The 16,187-nt window shown below is 74.3% G+C and carries 16 protein-coding genes; 5 read left to right on the top strand and 11 right to left on the bottom strand.

What is annotated here, in order from left to right:
* Nucleotides 1-10: 10 nt before the first annotated feature.
* From GOBS_RS20425 to sodN, 3 genes are all read right to left on the bottom strand, one after another.
* Complete coding sequence (locus GOBS_RS20425) at nucleotides 11-700, bottom strand: phosphatidylserine decarboxylase (protein WP_012950166.1); 690 nt, start codon at nucleotides 698-700, stop codon at nucleotides 11-13.
* Between the two features lie 116 nt (nucleotides 701-816).
* Nucleotides 817-1,230 carry a VOC family protein gene (locus GOBS_RS20420; RefSeq protein WP_012950165.1) on the bottom strand — a complete coding sequence of 138 codons (414 nt, stop codon included), beginning with the start codon at nucleotides 1,228-1,230 and terminating at the stop codon, nucleotides 817-819.
* A 140-nt stretch (nucleotides 1,231-1,370) separates the two neighbouring features.
* Nucleotides 1,371-1,772 (bottom strand): superoxide dismutase, Ni, encoded by a 402-nt coding sequence (sodN, locus tag GOBS_RS20415; RefSeq protein ID WP_012950164.1) that lies wholly within the window; start codon nucleotides 1,770-1,772, stop codon nucleotides 1,371-1,373.
* A gap of 84 nt (nucleotides 1,773-1,856) precedes the next feature.
* Here sodN and GOBS_RS20410 point away from each other — a divergent pair, with 84 nt between their 5' ends.
* A complete protein-coding gene (locus tag GOBS_RS20410; RefSeq protein WP_012950163.1) occupies nucleotides 1,857-2,198 on the top strand; it encodes a S26 family signal peptidase in 342 nt (113 codons plus the stop codon).
* Here GOBS_RS20410 and GOBS_RS20405 read toward each other — a convergent pair.
* Nucleotides 2,195-2,791: a dTDP-4-dehydrorhamnose 3,5-epimerase family protein gene (locus GOBS_RS20405; protein WP_012950162.1), complete on the bottom strand. Its 597-nt coding sequence runs from the start codon at nucleotides 2,789-2,791 to the stop codon at nucleotides 2,195-2,197. The genes GOBS_RS20410 and GOBS_RS20405 overlap by 4 nt on opposite strands.
* Nucleotides 2,792-2,919: 128 nt before the next feature.
* On the opposite strand from GOBS_RS20405, the gene GOBS_RS20400 reads away from it, so the two are divergent.
* Nucleotides 2,920-4,107 carry an NAD(P)-dependent malic enzyme gene (locus tag GOBS_RS20400; RefSeq protein ID WP_081448940.1) on the top strand — a complete coding sequence of 396 codons (1,188 nt, stop codon included), beginning with the start codon at nucleotides 2,920-2,922 and terminating at the stop codon, nucleotides 4,105-4,107.
* 37 nt (nucleotides 4,108-4,144) lie between these two features.
* Here GOBS_RS20400 and GOBS_RS20395 read toward each other — a convergent pair whose 3' ends face one another.
* The 6 genes from GOBS_RS20395 to GOBS_RS20370 form a co-directional block, all read right to left on the bottom strand.
* Nucleotides 4,145-4,858 (bottom strand): metal-dependent hydrolase, encoded by a 714-nt coding sequence (locus GOBS_RS20395; RefSeq protein WP_012950160.1) that lies wholly within the window; start codon nucleotides 4,856-4,858, stop codon nucleotides 4,145-4,147.
* 105 nt (nucleotides 4,859-4,963) lie between these two features.
* Complete coding sequence (locus GOBS_RS20390; RefSeq protein WP_012950159.1) at nucleotides 4,964-5,152, bottom strand: DUF6104 family protein; 189 nt, start codon at nucleotides 5,150-5,152, stop codon at nucleotides 4,964-4,966.
* Nucleotides 5,153-5,169: 17 nt separating this feature from the next.
* Nucleotides 5,170-9,045 (bottom strand): multifunctional oxoglutarate decarboxylase/oxoglutarate dehydrogenase thiamine pyrophosphate-binding subunit/dihydrolipoyllysine-residue succinyltransferase subunit, encoded by a 3,876-nt coding sequence (locus GOBS_RS20385; RefSeq protein ID WP_041241604.1) that lies wholly within the window; start codon nucleotides 9,043-9,045, stop codon nucleotides 5,170-5,172.
* 156 nt (nucleotides 9,046-9,201) lie between these two features.
* A complete protein-coding gene (locus GOBS_RS20380) occupies nucleotides 9,202-10,011 on the bottom strand; it encodes an ankyrin repeat domain-containing protein (protein ID WP_012950157.1) in 810 nt (269 codons plus the stop codon).
* A gap of 101 nt (nucleotides 10,012-10,112) precedes the next feature.
* Nucleotides 10,113-10,895 carry an ABC transporter permease gene (locus GOBS_RS20375; protein ID WP_012950156.1) on the bottom strand — a complete coding sequence of 261 codons (783 nt, stop codon included), beginning with the start codon at nucleotides 10,893-10,895 and terminating at the stop codon, nucleotides 10,113-10,115.
* Nucleotides 10,892-11,884: an ABC transporter ATP-binding protein gene (locus GOBS_RS20370; RefSeq protein ID WP_012950155.1), complete on the bottom strand. Its 993-nt coding sequence runs from the start codon at nucleotides 11,882-11,884 to the stop codon at nucleotides 10,892-10,894. The genes GOBS_RS20375 and GOBS_RS20370 overlap by 4 nt, the downstream gene beginning before the upstream one ends.
* A gap of 184 nt (nucleotides 11,885-12,068) precedes the next feature.
* Here GOBS_RS20370 and GOBS_RS20365 point away from each other — a divergent pair, with 184 nt between their 5' ends.
* From GOBS_RS20365 to GOBS_RS20355, 3 genes are all read left to right on the top strand, one after another.
* On the top strand, nucleotides 12,069-12,527 hold the full coding sequence (locus tag GOBS_RS20365; protein WP_012950154.1) for a universal stress protein: 459 nt from the start codon (nucleotides 12,069-12,071) through the stop codon (nucleotides 12,525-12,527).
* Nucleotides 12,528-12,559: 32 nt separating this feature from the next.
* The gene (locus GOBS_RS20360; protein ID WP_012950153.1) at nucleotides 12,560-13,633 is read left to right on the top strand and encodes an adenylate/guanylate cyclase domain-containing protein; all 1,074 of its coding nucleotides are present in this window, start codon (nucleotides 12,560-12,562) and stop codon (nucleotides 13,631-13,633) included.
* Nucleotides 13,634-13,774: 141 nt separating this feature from the next.
* A complete protein-coding gene (locus GOBS_RS20355) occupies nucleotides 13,775-15,409 on the top strand; it encodes an ABC-F family ATP-binding cassette domain-containing protein (protein ID WP_012950152.1) in 1,635 nt (544 codons plus the stop codon).
* 22 nt (nucleotides 15,410-15,431) lie between these two features.
* On the opposite strand, the gene GOBS_RS25755 is transcribed toward GOBS_RS20355, so the two are convergent.
* The gene (locus tag GOBS_RS25755; protein ID WP_012950151.1) at nucleotides 15,432-16,157 is read right to left on the bottom strand and encodes a lysophospholipid acyltransferase family protein; all 726 of its coding nucleotides are present in this window, start codon (nucleotides 16,155-16,157) and stop codon (nucleotides 15,432-15,434) included.
* Between the last annotated feature and the right edge of the window lie 30 nt (nucleotides 16,158-16,187).

Below are 16,187 nucleotides of genomic sequence, written 5' to 3'. Positions count from 1 at the left end.
GGGAGCCTCCTCAGCCGGCGTCGGACCAGCGGGCGATGACGGTCTCGCCGCCGCGCACCCGCTGGCCCACCCGGACGAGCACCGCGCAGTCCCGGGGGACGAAGACGTCCATGCGGGAGCCGAACTTCATCAGGCCCATCCGCTCGCCGGTCGCCAGCCGCCGGCCGACGCCGGTGCGGGTGACGATGCGGCGGGCGAGCACGCCGACGATCTGCCGGAAGACCACGGTGCGGGGGGCGGGGCCGTCGGTATCGCGCAGGCACAGCTCGCTGCGCTCGTTCCGGTGCGCCGACTCCTTGCGGTAGGCGGCCAGGAAGCTGCCCCTGCGGTAGGAGCTCTCCACCACCTCACCGTGGTACGGCGAGCGGTTGACGTGCACGTCGACGACGGACAGGAACACGCTGACCTGCTGCCAGCCGCCCTCGGGGGCCGGTTCCGGGGCGACGCCCTCCTGCGGCTCACCCGCGACCATCACCACGCCGTCGGCGGGGGACAGGACGTCGTCGGGGGCCGGCGGCTCGACGTCGCAACGCCGGTCGGGGTCGCGGAAGAACAGCGCCATGTAGGCCGCCAGGAGGGCGAAGGGCCAGGCGGCGAGCCGGAGGCTCCGGCGGCCACTGGCCCGCCCTGCGGCGGCGAGCACGGCGGCGGGTGCCAGGGGCCCGGTGATGAACGGCCACCCGGCCGGGTCGATACGCATCGAGGTCAAACGGTACCGGGGAGCAGTCTCTCGCCACGACCGGTCGCCGCCCTGCACCCTGCCGCCCGGCCCCGCTGCAGGCGCCCCTCCACGATGGGGAGCAGCGGGCTCCGCTCTCAGACCGACGCGGTGCTGATGTTGACCAGCCAGCGCACGCCGTAGCGGTCGGTCACCTGGCCGAAGGTGTCGCCCCACACCTGCTGCTCCAGGGGGACGTCGACCTTGCCGCCCTCGGTCAGCGCCTCGAACCAGCGGGTCAGCGTGGGTGCATCGTCGCCGGACAGCGACAGCGAGACCCGGTCGGGGCCGGCGGCGTCGGGGTCGTGGCCGTCGGACGCCATCAGTTCGAGCCCGTCGGCGGTGCGCAGGAACGCGTGCATGACGCCGTCGTCGGGGTACTGGTCGCCGCCGCCGCCAGCGTCGCCGAAGGTCATCACGTCGAGCTGCCCGCCGAGGACGGAGCGGTAGAACTCCATCGCCTCGCGCGCGGTGCCGGAGAAGTGCAGGTACGGGTTCAGACGGGCGGCCATGGGGTCTCCTGGGTGTGGCGACGGACGGGGTGCGGGTGTCAGCACGGCAGACCGCCCCGATCCCTGGAACTCATCGCCGGGAACGGCACCGGTCGGCGAGCGGAGCGCTCGCCGACCGGTGCCGTTCCCTGCAGGAGACCTCAGGCGGCGGCCTTCGTCTCCCAGAAGATCTTGTCGATCTCGGCGATGTAGTCGAGCAGCTTCTGGCCCTCGGCCGGGTCCATGCTGCCCCGGGCCCCCGAGGCGCCGGCCTGCTTGGTGGCCTTGTTGAACAACTCGTGCAGCTGCGGGTACTTCTCGAAGTGCGGCGCCTTGAAGTAGTCGGTCCACAGCACCCACAGGTGGTGCTTGACCAGCTCGGCGCGCTGGTCCTTGATCATGATCGCGCGGGTGCGGAAGACCGGGTCCTCGTTGGCCTGGTACTTCTCCTGGATGGCCTTGACGGACTCCGCCTCGATGCGGGCCTGGGCCGGGTCGTACACGCCGCAGGGGACATCGCAGTGAGCGGTCGCCGCCACGGCGGAGAACATGCCGAAACGCATGGGCTGAGCCTCCGGTTCTGTGGGGTCGGTTCGTCTGCGACCCTACTCCCGGTGAGCAGCGGGGACACGTCCGGAGCAGGGCGGATGACGGGCGTCGAGGCGCTGGTCACGCCCTGGGTGGTGGCCCGGGTGTCCGGTCCGTCGATGACCCCCACGGTCCGCTCGGGCGACCGGCTGCTGGTGCGCCGGGTCACCTCCGGGGATCCGGTCCACGAGGGCGCCGTGGTCCTCGCCCGCTTCCCTGCCCGGCCGGAGCTGCTGGTCGTCAAGCGGGTGCGCCGCGCGGTGCCGGGCGGGCACTGGGTCGAGGGCGACAACTCCCTCGTCACCGACGACAGCCGCGCGTTCGGTCCAGCCGTCGTCGTCGGTCGGGTGGTCGGTCGGCTGTGGCCGCGACCGGGCCGGCTGCCCGGTCGTCCCGCCTAGGCCGTGCCCAGCTCCGCGTAGCGGGCGCGGCACTGCTCGATCGTCGGCAGCAGCCCCTGCGCGCGGGCCTCGGCCAGGGTGGGCGCCTGCTGGTCCTTGGCCGACAGCTCGAACTCGACGTCGTCGGGCCACGGCAGGTCCAGAGCCGGGTCCACCGGCGAGACGCCGAACTCCCGGGCCGGGTCGTAGCCGCTGGAGACCAGGTAGGTGACCGAGCTGCCGTCGGCCAGCGACAGGAAGGCATGGCCGAGGCCCTCGGCCAGGTACACCGCCCGCGGCTGCTCGCTGTCGAGGACGACCGCGTCGTGCACGCCGAAGGTGGGCGAGCCGACCCGGACGTCGACGACGACGTCGAGCACCCGGCCGGCGGGGCAGTAGACGTACTTGGCCTGCCCGGGCGGGACCAGCGCGAAGTGGACGCCGCGCAGCACGCCACGCGCGGAGACGCTGTGGTTGGCCTGGGCCAGCGGCAGGCCGTGGCCGACGACGCCGGCGAGCACGTCGGCGCGGTACCACTCCGTGAACCGGCCACGGGCATCGCCGTGGGGCACGAGGTCGAGGACGTAGGCGTCGCCGACGGCGAGCTGGCGCATCTGCACGCCAGGACCGTAGTCAGCTCCGCCGTGGCGACCGCGCAGCGGAGTGCCGCTCGTGGGCCGTGTCCGGGACGGGCGGGACGGGCGGGGAGTACCGGTCCGTACTGGATTACGCTCCCGGGTCCATGAGCGCGCAGCAGCACGACGGGACTGCCGACCGCTTCGCCGACGACCCGGCGTTCGCGGTGCACGAGGGCGGCAAGCTCGTCGTCCGCCCCACCCGCCCGATCGAGACGGTGGCCGACCTGGCGCTGACCTACACGCCGGGCGTCGCCCGGGTGTCCAGCGCGATCGCCACGGAGCCGGCCCTGGCCGACAGGTACACCTGGGCGCCGCGCGTGGTCGCGGTGGTCTCCGACGGCACCGCCGTCCTCGGCCTGGGGGACATCGGGCCGGCCGCGGCGCTGCCGGTCATGGAGGGCAAGGCCTGCCTGTTCAGCGAGTTCGCCGGGCTCTCGTCGGTGCCGGTGGTGCTCGCGACGACCGACGTGGACGCGATCGTGGAGACGGTGGCGGCGATCGCGCCGTCCTTCGGCGGCATCAACCTCGAGGACATCAGCGCCCCGCGCTGCTTCGAGATCGAGGAGCGGCTGCGCGAGCGGCTGGACATCCCGGTCATGCACGACGACCAGCACGGGACGGCGATCGTCGTCCTGGCCGCGCTGCGCAACGCCGCGCGGGTGGTCGGCCGGGAGCTCGGGTCGCTGCGGGTGGTCGTCTCCGGCGCCGGTGCGGCCGGGGTCGCCTGCACCAAGATCCTGCTGGGGGCCGGCGTCGGCGACATCGCCGTGGCCGACTCGCGGGGCGTGCTGCACACCGGCCGCGGCGACCTCACGCCGATCAAGCGCTGGCTCGCCGACAACACCAACCGGTCCGGCTACGCGGGCACGATGGCCGGCGCGCTGGAGGGCGCCGACGTCTACCTGGGGCTGTCCGGGGGCTCGGTGCCCGAGTCGGTGATCGCCTCGATGGCGCGCGACTGCATCGTCTTCTCGCTGGCCAACCCCATCCCCGAGGTGGACCCGGAGATGGCGGCCCGGTACGCGGCCGTCGTCGCCACCGGTCGCAGCGGGGAGCCCAACCAGATCAACAACGTGCTCGCCTTCCCCGGTGTGTTCCGCGGTGCGATCGACGCCCGGGCCACCGGCATCACCGAGGCGATGAAGCTGGCTGCGGCGACGGCGATCGCCGACGTCGTGGGGGACGAGGTGCGGGCCGACTACGTGGTGCCCAGCCCGCTGGACCGCCGGGTCGCCGAGGCGGTGGCGACCGCGGTGGCCGCCTGCGCCCGCGAGGAGGGCGTCACCCGCTGAGGAGGACGGGGCCCTCCTGCCGGCACGAGGGCCAGGCTCACCCCCGTCCGGGCAGGCCCTGCAGCAGCGGGTCGACCGTCGCGCGGACGTCGGTGTTCAGGTAGACGCAGTACAGGGTCACCAGCACGAACGCCGGCACCAGCACGACCTTCTCCAGCGTCGTCCCGGTGCGCAGCGGGGTCAGCGCCACCCGGGAGCGGCGCAGCAGCCAGAGCACCGGCACCGGCACGCCCTGCGTGGTGAGGGCGTCCCCGGCGATGTGGGTGAGCACCCCGAGCGCGACCGCCCACGGCAGCCACGCCGGGCTGGGGGAGTGCGCGAGCAGCAGCCAGGCGCCGGCCCAGGGGAGCACCAGGTTGCCGACGACGGTGTTCTCCGCCCGCCCCGGGATGACGAAGTGCAGTGCCCGCAGCGCCAGCCCGATCGCCAGCGCCATGAGCAGCAGACTGGCCCAGGAGGCGTTGGCCGCGGCCAGGGCCAGGGCGCCGAAGGCCAGCGGGGCCAGGACGGCGTCGTGGGTGCCCCAGCGGTGTCCCTGGGCCAGCCGCCCCACGGCGCCGGAGGGGACGTCGGTGAGCGGGCCCCACATGTCCGAGACCGTCGAGCCGCTGTGGTCGAGGTCGGGCAGCATCGCCATGCCGCCGACGGCGGCGATCCAGGCGACCTGACCGACGGTGCCCCCGACCGGGGCCCAGGGCAGCGTGGCGGCGCCGGCGGCGAGCCCGGAGAGCGCGTGGGAGTGACCGAGCACGGGGACAGCGTGCCTCCGCCGATCCGTACCGCTGCGAAGGCGACCCATCCGGCGTGTCCCAGCGGGCCGAGTCCCCTCCTGCCGCGCTGTGCGGGTGAGGGGAGCTCAGCCGTCCAGGTCGTCGTCGTCCGTGCCGCCGCGGGCCAGCCAGGTGGCCAGTCGTTCGACGGGCACCTCGAAGTCAGGGTGCTGGTCGACGAAGGCCTGCAGCTGGTCGGCCAGCCAGGCGAGCGTCACCTGCTCCTCGCCCCGCCGGCCGGCCAGCTCCTCCAGCCCCCTGTCAGTGAAGTACACGGTCGTTCGAGTACCCGTCAGTCGGCGTAGGCCTGCGCGACGAGCTGCTTCTGCTCGGCCTCGTGCACCTTCGCCGAGCCGACGGCCGGGCTGGCCGAGGCGCGGCGGCTGACCCGGCGCAGGCGGCGTCCGGACGGCAGGTGCTCGGGCAGGTTGACGGCCATGAACTGCCAGGCGCCCATGTTGGCCGGCTCCTCCTGCACCCAGACGACGTCGTCCGCGTTCGGGTAGCGCTCGAGCTGCTGCACGATCTCCTCGGCCGGCAGCGGGTAGAGCTGCTCGACCCGCACGACCGCGGTGTCCGCGGTGCCGGTGGCCTCGCGCTGCGCCATCAGGTCGTAGGCGACCTTGCCGCTGCACAGCAGGACCCTGCGCACCGCGCCGTCGTCGAGCGGCTCGCCGCCCACGCCCGGGTCGGGGAGCACCGGCCGGAAGGTCTCGTCGGTGAAGTCCGAGACCGGGCTGACGGCGGCCTTCGCCCGCAGCAGCGACTTCGGCGTGAACACGATCAGCGGCCGGTGGACGTCGGAGAGCGCCTGCCGGCGGAGCAGGTGGAAGTAGTTGCCCGGCGTCGAGCAGTTGGCGACGGTCATGTTGTTCTCCGCCGCGAGCTGCAGGAACCGCTCGATGCGGCCGCTGGAGTGGTCGGGGCCCTGCCCCTCCAGCCCGTGCGGCAGCAGCATCACGACACCGGACCGCTGACCCCACTTGGCCTCGCCCGAGCTGATGAACTCGTCGATGACCATCTGGGCGCCGTTGACGAAGTCGCCGAACTGCGCCTCCCACAGCACCAGGGCCTTCGGGTTGGCCACGGAGTAGCCGTACTCGAAGCCGACCGCGGCGTACTCCGAGAGCAGCGAGTCGTAGACGAAGAACTTCGCCTGCTCCGGCGACAGGTTCGCCAGCGGGGTGAACTCGGCGCCGTTCTCGCGGTCGATGAGCACCGAGTGGCGCTGCACGAACGTGCCACGGCGGGAGTCCTGACCGGCCAGCCGCACGGGCACGCCCTGCATGAGCAGCGACCCGAAGGCGAGCAGCTCGCCCATCGCCCAGTCGACGCCGCCCTCGCTGACCATCGCCGCGCGCCGCTCCAGCATCCGCTGGAGCTTTGGGTGGACGGTGAAGTCCTCCGGGAGGGAGACGTGCGCGTCACCGATCGCCTTGAGCACCTCGGTGGTGATCGCCGTGGCGACCGGCTTCTCCTGCGCGGGCTGGTCCATGACCGGCTGCGGCTTCGAGGTGTCCTGCGCGTCGTGGGTCTCGGCGAAGGCCCGTTCGAGCTGGTCGCGGTAGTCCTTGAGGGCTTCCTCGGCCTCCTGCAGCGTGATGTCGCCGCGGCCGATGAGCGACTCGGTGTACAGCTTCCGGACCGAGCGCTTGCGGTCGATGATGTCGTACATCAGCGGCTGGGTCATCGAGGGGTCGTCGCCCTCGTTGTGGCCGCGGCGGCGGTAGCAGACCAGGTCGACGACGACGTCCTTCTTGAACGCCTGCCGGTACTCGACCGCCAGCCGCGCCACCCGCACGCACGCCTCGGGGTCGTCGCCGTTGACGTGGAAGATCGGCGCGTTGACCATCCGCGCCACGTCGGTGGAGTACAGGCTCGAGCGGGACTGCGCCGGGCTGGTGGTGAAGCCGACCTGGTTGTTGATGACCACGTGCACGGTGCCGCCGGTGCGGTAGCCGCGCAGCTGCGAGAGGTTCAGCGTCTCGGCGACGACGCCCTGGCCGGCGAAGGCCGCGTCGCCGTGCAGCAGCACCGGCAGGACGGTGAAGCCCTGCTCGCCCTTGTCGATCATGTCCTGCTTGGCGCGGACGACGCCCTCGAGGACGGGGTTGACCGTCTCCAGGTGCGAGGGGTTGCTGGCCAGCGAGACGGCGATCTCCGCGCCCGGCTCGAACGGGTTCTCGAAGGTGCCCTCGGCGCCCAGGTGGTACTTCACGTCGCCGGAGCCCTGGACGGTGCCGGGGTCGATGTTGCCCTCGAACTCGCCGAAGATCTTGGCGTAGCTCTTGCCGAGCACGTTGGCCAGCACGTTGAGCCGGCCGCGGTGCGCCATGCCGATCGCGACCTCGTCCAGGCCGTGGTCGGTGCCGGCGATCAGCACCTCGTCCAGCAGCGGGATGACCGACTCGCCGCCCTCGAGGCTGAACCGCTTCTGGCCGACGTACTTGGTCTGCAGGAAGGTCTCGAACGCCTCGGCGGCGTTGAGCCGGCCCAGCACGTGCTTCTGCTTCTGCCGGTCGGGCTGCTCGGCCTTGAGCTCGACCCGCTGCTGGATCCACTCCCGCTCTTCGGGGTCGGTGATGTGCATGTACTCCACGCCGACCGTGCGGCAGTAGGAGTTGCGCAGCACCCCGAGGACGTCGCGCAGCGCCATCAGCTTCTCGCCGGCGAACCCGCCGACGGGGAACCTGCGGTCGAGGTCCCACAGCGTCAGGCCGTGCTGGAGGATGTCCAGGTCCGGGTGGCTGCGGACCTTGAACTCCAGCGGGTCGGTGTCGGCCATGAGGTGGCCGTTGCGCCGGTAGGACTCGATGACCTCGATGACCCGGGCTTCCTTGTCGATCTGCCCCTCGCGGCTGACCCGCACGTCGGGCATCCAGCGCACCGGCTCGTAGGGGACGCGCAGCGACCGGAAGACCTCGTCGTAGAAGCCGTCCTCACCGAGCAGCAGCTGGTGCAGGCGGCGCAGGAAGTCGCCGGACTCGGCGCCCTGGATGATCCGGTGGTCGTAGGTCGAGGTCAGCGTGATGATCTTGCTGACGGCCATGTCGGTGAGCGCCTCGGCGCTCATCCCCTGGAACTCGGCCGGGTACTCCATGGCGCCCACGCCGATGATCGCGCCCTGGCCGGCGGTCAGCCGCGGCACCGAGTGGACGGTGCCGATCGTGCCCGGGTTGGTCAGGCTGATCGTGGTGCCGGAGAAGTCCTCGAGGGTCAGCTTGCCCGCGCGGGCGCGCCGGATGACGTCCTCGTAGGCGCCCCAGAACTGGGCGAAGTCCATCTCCTCGGCGGCCTTGATCGAGGCGACGACGAGCGACCGCGAGCCGTCGGACTTCGGCAGGTCGATGGCCAGGCCGAAGTTGACGTGCTCGGGCTGCACCAGCGTCGGCTTGCCGTCGACCTCGGCGAAGGCGGCGTTCATGTTCGGGAAGTCGTCGAGCGCCCGGACCAGCGCGTAGCCGATCAGGTGGGTGAACGAGACCTTGCCGCCGCGCGAGCGCTGGAGGTGGTTGTTGACGACGATGCGGTTGTCGGCCAGCAGCTTGGCCGGCACCGCGCGCACGCTGGTGGCCGTCGGCACGGTCAGCGAGGCGTTCATGTTCTTGACGACGCTGGCCGCGGCCCCCCGGAGCGGGACGCGCCTGGGCCCGTCACCGGCGGGCTGGCCGGCCTTGGCGGCGGGCTTGGCGGCCGGTGCGGGCTTGGCGGCCGGTGCGGGCGCGGGCTTGGCGGCCGGTGCGGGCGCGGCCTTGGCGGCCGGTGCGGGCGCGGCCTTGGCGGCCGGCTGCTGCTGAGCGGTCCGGTCGGCGGCCCGGGCCACGACGGTGTCCTCGGAGCGCTCCTGGACGCGGGTGGCCCGGGATCGTGCGCCGGCACCGGCGGTGGGCTCCTGGTCGGGCGCCTCCTGCCGGGCGGCCGGGGCCGGTTCGGACGGCGTCTCCGGGGCGGCCTCGGGCTGCGAGTCGGCGGCCGGCGCGTCCCGGTCGTCGCTCGCGGACACCGGGCTGCCCGGCCGGTAGTCGGCGAAGAACTCGTGCCACGCCTGGTCCACGCTGGAGGGATCGGCGAGGTACTGCTGGTACATCTCCTCGACCAGCCACTCGTTGGTGCCGAATCCCGCCACCGCTGAGGAGTTGGAGGTGGAGGACGGCCGGGGTGAGCTCACGCTTGACACAGGTCGAGTGCCTTCTTCGTCGTCGGTGCACGTCTCTGGACCGGGGATGGAGTCTACGCCCGAACCTGCAGGCTGACCGGGTGTGAAACAGCCCCGTCCAGGGTCCCGCCCCGAGCTCGCGAGGGGCAAGGAGGACGGGGTCCTTGCTCAGTCCGTGGCGCCACGGGACACGAGCAGGTCGGCCAGCGCGTCGTGCGCGGTCGCCTGACCTGCGTCGTCCCGGCGGTTGCGGGCCGCAGCGACCCGGCTGATGTCCAGCGCGCTGGCGCCGTCCGCCGTGGTGGCGTTGATGTCTGCTCCCGCGTCGAGCAGTTCGCGGACCACCTCGGGCGCGTCGCGACCCCCGCCGGCGGCCACCGCGGCGTGCAGCGCGGACCGGCCGGTCTCGGGGTCCCGCCGGTTGACGTCGGCGCCGGCGGCCAGCAGCAGCCGGACGAGGTCCAGCCGGCTGCGGCCCGCGGCGGCCCGCAGTGCGCCGCCGTCCACGTCGGCGCCCCGGGCCAGCAGCTCCCGGGCGGTGCCGGCCGCGCCGCCGGCCGCGGCGAGGGTCAGCAGGTCCACCCCGGTCAACGGGTCGGCCAGCGGGGCACCGCCGTCCAGCTCGGTGCGCAGCCGCTCGACGTCGTCGAGGTAGGCCGCGCTGGCCGTGTCCACCGGTGCGCCCAGCTCGCGCAGCAGCGGGACGAGGTCCGGCGCGGACTCCAGCGCGGTGTGCAGCGGGTCCCGGCCGTGCTCGGTCCGGGCGGAGAGGTCGGCGCCGGCCTCGACCAGCAGCCGCACGACCTGGGCCCGCCCCTCGGTGACCGCCACGTGCAGCGGCGTCCAGCCGCCCTGGCCACCGCGCTCCACCGTGGCGCTCAGCAGCCGGGGGGAGTCCTGGACGGCGGCGCGGACGGCCTCGACGTCGCCGTCGGCGATCAGCCGGCCCAGCCGAGGGGCGGTCATGCGCGTGGTCATGGGGATCCCCGTTCGGGTCGAGGAGGCGGTGCTCCGTGCGGTCGGACTCCGACGCCCGTCCGACGCTGCGTCGGCCCGGTCGCGGAGGACGGGGTCCTCCTTCAGACGACGTCGCGGCGGACGGCGAGCAGGGTGCCCAGCAGTGCCGCCACCAGACCGTAGCCGAGCAGCAGCAGACCGCCCTGCCACCGTTCGAGGAGGTCCGGCCCCTGCAGGGTCGCGGTCAGTGCCTCGAGGGCACCGCCGGGCAGCCACTTGTAGGCGTCGGCTATCGCGCTGATCTGCCGGACGATCGCCTCGACGACGAACAGGTACACGAGCCCGCCGACGATCGCGCCCACCTGGTTGCGCACGAGCGCGCCGAGGCCGACCCCGATGACGGTGTAGATGACCAGCGCCAGCCCGCTGTTGGCGAGGACCTGCAGGTTCTCCCCGCTGAGTGCCGGCACCGCGCCCCGGGCTCCGGCGGCCACGGCCGCCACGCCGTAGTTGACGGCCAGCACGACGAGCGCGAAGGGCACCGCGACCAGCGCGTAGGCCGCCAGCTTGGCGATCACCACCCGGCCGCGCCTCGGCGTGGTGAGGAAGGTCGGCGTGGCCGTGCGGTGCCGGTACTCCTGGGTCATCCCGATGATGCCGAGGATCAGGAACAGCACGGTGACGTTCGCGCCGGTGGCCAGCACGAGCTGCTCGAACTGCTCCGTGCCGACGGCCGGGAGCCCGCCAGGAGGGCCGCCGCCCTGGGCGCCGCCAGGGGTGCTGCCGGCGAAGGAGGTGAAGAGCACCACGAACCCGGCCACCAGCACGCAGGCGCCCAGCAGGAGCCCGATCCAGACGCGGGTGGTGAAGAGCTTGGTCCACTCGGCGCGGACGAGCGCGGTCACGGTCGGCTCCCCTCGGGTGCGGCGTACTGCTCCTGGCCGGCGGTGAGCCGGAAGTACAGCTCCTCCAGGCCGCTGGTCTCCGCGCGCAGCTCGTGCAGCTCCACGCCCGCCCGGAAGGCCTGCGCGCCGACGGCGTCCGGCGTCGTCCCGGTCACCGAGACCCGGCCGTCCTCGCTGGGCGCGACCGTGAACCCGGCGGCCCCGAGGACCTCGGCCAGCCGCCCGGCCTCGGGACTGCGCACCACCACCGCCCCGCTGCCCTGCGCGCCGGAGCGCAGCTCGGTGATCGAGCCCTCGCGGACCAGTCGTCCGGCGCCGACGATGACCACGCGGTCGGCGGTCTGCTCCATCTCGGCGAGCAGGTGGCTGGAGACCAGGACGGTGCGCCCCTCGGTGTGCGCCATGTGGCGCAGGAAACCGCGGAGCCACTGGATGCCCTCGGGGTCCAGTCCGTTGGCCGGCTCGTCGAGCACCAGCACCGCCGGGTCGCCGAGCAGCGCGGTGGCCAGCGCCAGCCGCTGGCGCATGCCCAGCGAGTAGCCGCCCGCCCGCCGTCGGCCGGCGTCGGCGAGACCGACCTGGGCGAGCACCTCGTCGGCGCGCGAGACCGGCAGGCCCGCGGCCCGGCAGTACACCCGCAGGTGGTTGCGCCCGGACCGCGCCGGGTGGAAGGCCGTCTCGAGCACCGCACCGACCGTGCGCACCGGCGCCGGGAGGTCGGGGTAGGGAACGCCGTCGAAGGTCGCCGTCCCCGCGTCGGGCCGCTCCAGGCCGAGGGCCATGCGCAGCGTGGTGGTCTTGCCGGCTCCGTTGGGGCCGAGGAAGCCGGTGATGGACCCCGGCTCGACGCTGAAGCTCAGGTCGTCGACGGCGCGGACGGCGCCGAAGCTCTTGCTGAGGCCGTGGACCTCGACCCGCACGGGTCGGCGGTGGGAGCTGCTGCCGGAGTCGATGGGGCTCTCCTCGCGTGGGCCGGGCGACGTGCCCATCCAAGCGCACCGGGCGGTCGTTCCGGCACCCGGTGGTCCGTTCCCGGGCGTGTCCGGACGTGGCCCGGGCGCCCTGCCCGACCGGTTACCCTCGGTGGGTTGCCCGGTCAGGCGGGCGAACCGGCCTCCCGGCGAGCCTGAAGCGCCACCCGAGGCGGCCCGGGATCGCGAGCGAGGAGGGTCCGTGAGCGCCTACCGCACGGTGGTGGTCGGGACCGACGGGTCGGAGTCCTCGCTGCGCGCGGTGCGGCGCGCCGGGGCCCTCGCGGGGGCCTGCGATGCCCGGCTGGTCATCGTCTGCGCGTACCTGCCGCCGCGGGCCGACGACCGCGAGCTCCGCCGTGCGCAGGAGCAGCTCGGGGAGGGCGCCACCGAGGGCGTCGGGTCCGCGCCTGCCGAGGACACCGTGCGCGGTGCCGCCGAGGAGGCCGTCGCCGCCGGTGCGGGCGAGGTGGAGCAGGTCGCCGTCGTCGGCTCGCCGGTCGAGACGCTGCTCGACGTCGTCACCCGGGCGCAGGCCGACCTGCTGGTCGTGGGCAACCGCGGCCTCAACGGCATCAGGAGCCGGCTGATGGGGTCCGTCCCGGCCGACGTGACGCGCCGCTCGTCGGTCGACGTCCTGGTCGTCCACACCACGGGCTGACGACGCTGTCCGACACCCCTCAGGACCCGGACGTGGTGGCGGACGCCGGCGACGCCCACGAGGCGCTGCTGCGCCTGCTGCTGGACGGTCCGCGCCGCTACACCCGGCTGCAGATCGCAGCGATGGCCGGGCTGCCCCCCGAGCACACCCGGCGGCTGTGGCGGGCGCTCGGCTTCCCCGACGCCGCAGACGACGACCCGGTCTTCGCCGACGCCGACGTCCGGGCGCTGGAGCTGCTGCGCGCGCTCATCGACTCCGGCTTCGTCGAGCCGGGGACGGAGGCCTCGATCGCCCGCGCGATGGCGCAGTCGCTGTCGCGGCTGGCCGACTGGCAGACCGACCTGCTGGCCGACGCCTTGTCCCGCAGCGGGTCCGACCCCGGGCGGCGCGCCGTCCCGCCGGAGGAGGCGGTGGCCGCCGCCCACGACCTGTTCCCGCTGCTGCGGGACGTGCAGGACTACGTGTGGCGACGGCACCTGGCGGCCAACGCCGACCGGCTGCTCACCCCGGCGGCCGCCGTCGACCGGAGGGAGCTCGCCGTCGGTTTCGCCGACCTGGTCGGCTACACCAGCCGCAGCCGGGGGATGGGCGGGCGCGAGCTCGGCGCGATGGTGGAGGACTTCGAGAGCACCGCCAGCGAGGTCATCGCCCGCCACCACGGCCGGGTGGTCAAGATGGTGGGGGACGGCGTCCTGTACACCGCCGTCTCGGCGATCGACGCCGTGGAGATCGGGCTGGAGCTGCCCGAGACCTGGCAGGCCGAGGACCGCCCGCCGCTGCGGGTGGGCGCCGCCTTCGGCACCGTGCTCACGCACCTGGGCGACGTGTACTCGCCGGTGGTGAACCTGGCCAGCCGGCTCACCACGATCGCCCGGCCCGGCACCCTGCTGGTCGACCGGGACCTCGCCCGGCACCTGCGCGGGCTGCCCCGTTACCGGGTGCGGCCGCTGCGCCGGGTGTCGGTGCGCGGCTACGACGACCTGCAGCCCTGGCTGGTGCAGCGCCGTCCGCCGGGGGAGGCCGACCTCGCGCTGGAGTCCATGCTCGACGAGATGGCCGACGACGTCCTCGAGGACGACGACCTGGAGAACGGCCTGGAGGGCTGAAGGAGGACCCCCTGCCCCCGGCCCCCTCTCGGGGCCCGCTGCGAGCGTGCGAGCAGTGGGGAGGAGGGGGTCCTTCCACTGCAGGGGGCCGGGACGAACCCGTTGGCGCCGACCCGGGCCGGCTTGGCACCCTGGTCTCCCGTGAGTGCCACGCTCGTCGCCCGCGGCCTGGCCGCCGGCCACGGTGCCCGCGTCCTGTTCTCCGACCTCGACCTCGTCGTCGCCCCCGGCGACGTCATCGGGCTGGTCGGGGTCAACGGCGCCGGCAAGTCCACCCTGCTGCGCACGCTGGCCGGCGAGCTGCCGGCCGAGTCGGGCAGCGTGACCGTCAGCCCGCCGACGGCGACCCTCGGGTACCTCCCGCAGGAGCACGAGCGGCGGCCGGGGGAGACGGTGCGCCGGGCCCTGGCCCGCCGGACGGGCGTCGCGGCCGCGCAGGCCGCGCTCGACGCCGCCACCGAGGCGCTGGCCGCGGGCGCGGACGGCGCCGACGACGCCTACGGGGAGGCCCTGGAGCGCTGGCTGGCCCTGGGCGGGGCCGACCTCGACGAGCGGGCGGAGCAGGTCGTCGGCGAGGTGGCCCCCGGAGTGCCCCTCGACGCCCCGACGACCGGCCTGTCCGGCGGGCAGGCCGCACGGGTCGGGCTGGCCGGGCTGCTGCTGTCGCGCTACGACGTGCTGCTGCTCGACGAGCCCACCAACGACCTGGACCTGGCCGGCCTGGAGCAGCTGGAGCGCTTCGTCAGCCGGGCGCGCAGCGGCATCGTCGTCGTCAGCCACGACCGGGAGTTCCTCGCCCGCACGGTGACCCGCGTGGTGGAGCTGGACCTCGCCCAGCAGCTGGTGCGGGTGCACGACGGCGGCTACGAGGCGTACCTGGTCGAGCGGGAGGTGGCCCGGCGGCACGCGCGCGAGGAGTACGAGGAGTACGCCGAGACCCGGGCCGACCTCGAGGCCCGGGCGCGCATGCAGCGCAACTGGCTGGCCAAGGGCGTGCGGGACGCGGTCAAGAAGCAGAAGGACCCGGACAAGTTCATCAAGGCCCACAACCGGGCGACGGCGGAGAAGCAGGGGGCCAAGGCCAAGCAGACCGAGCGGCGGATCGAGCGGCTGGAGGTGGTGGAGGAGCCGCGCAAGGAGTGGGAGCTGCGGATGGAGATCGCCCCCGCGCCGCGGGCCGGCGCGGTGGTCGCCACCCTCGCCGGCGCGGTCGTGCGCCGCGGCGACTTCACCCTCGGCCCGGTCGACCTCCAGGTGGACTGGGGCGACCGCGTCGTGATCACCGGCCCCAACGGCAGCGGCAAGTCCACGCTGCTGGCCGCGCTGCTGGGCCGGGTGCCGCTGGACGAGGGCCGCGGCGGCCTCGGGCCGTCGGTGCGCATCGGCGAGATCGACCAGGCGCGCGGAGCGTTCCTCGGCTCGGAGCCGCTGCTGGAGGCCTTCGCCGCGGAGGTGCCCGACCGGCCCACCGCCGAGGTGCGCACCCTGCTGGCCAAGTTCGGGCTCACCGCCGAGCACGTGCTGCGCTCGGCCGACACCCTCTCGCCGGGGGAGCGGACCCGGGCCGGGCTCGCGCTCCTGCAGGCCCGCGGGGTCAACGTGCTGGTCCTCGACGAGCCGACCAACCACCTCGACCTGCCGGCCATCGAGCAGCTCGAGCAGGCGCTGTCGGGCTACCGCGGCACGCTGCTGCTGGTCACCCACGACCGGCGGATGCTGGCCGCGGTGGACACCACCCGCCGGCTCACCGTCGAGGACGGCCGGGTCACCGAGTAGCAGCAGAAGGACCCCGTCCTCCTCACGCCTCGCACGCTCGGCGCGAGCCTCGGGACGGGGCCGGGGACGGGGCCTCCAGGACGGCGGCGACCGCGTACTCGGCCGTCGTCGCCAGCTCCTGCGGCGTCGCGCCGGCCGAGGACAGCGCCGGCAGCAGGTGGACGTCGGCCACGACGTCGACGCCGCCGGTCCAGCGCAGCGCCGCCCGCAGCGACCGCGCGCCCGACGCCGGTCCCGCCGCGCCCGCCGAGCAGCGGATGGCGACCGGGCACACGGGCGCCCCGGTGGCGACGGCGGCGGCGAGCAGGTCGGGGGAGAACCGGCCCAGCGCCGCCCCGCCGTCGGTGGGCAGCTCGGGGCGGACGAGGACCGACATCCCCCGGGCCAGTGCCGCGGCGACGTCGGCCACGGTCGCCGGGACGCTCGGGCAGGGGACGCCGGCGACGCGCTCGGAGGCGGGCGCGGCGACCACCACCCTCCGCAGCACGGTGAGCAGCACCAGCGGGTCCAGCGGCGAGGCGGAGTTCGCCACCAGCAGCAGGCCCGGCCCGGTGCGGGTGCGCGGCCAGGCCTCGGCCGGCACGTGGACGGCGACCCGCACCCCGAGGCCGGTCAGCAGGCGGGCCGCTCCGCAGACGGACCGGCGCCGGGCGTCGCCCACCGGCGGGCGCAGCCGCTCGGCGGCCAGGACGGCGCCGGCACGCAGCAGGCGCGAGCGGTCGGTGGTCGGGCTGGACGGACGGGTCACGGGGGACCTCCGGCACGCTCGGGGCCCCGG

Origin of the sequence: Geodermatophilus obscurus DSM 43160 (assembly GCF_000025345.1) — a bacterium.
Classification (GTDB): domain Bacteria; phylum Actinomycetota; class Actinomycetes; order Mycobacteriales; family Geodermatophilaceae; genus Geodermatophilus; species Geodermatophilus obscurus.
Note: the sequence above shows the minus strand (reverse complement) of the source record. Positions and strands in the feature narration are given on the sequence as shown.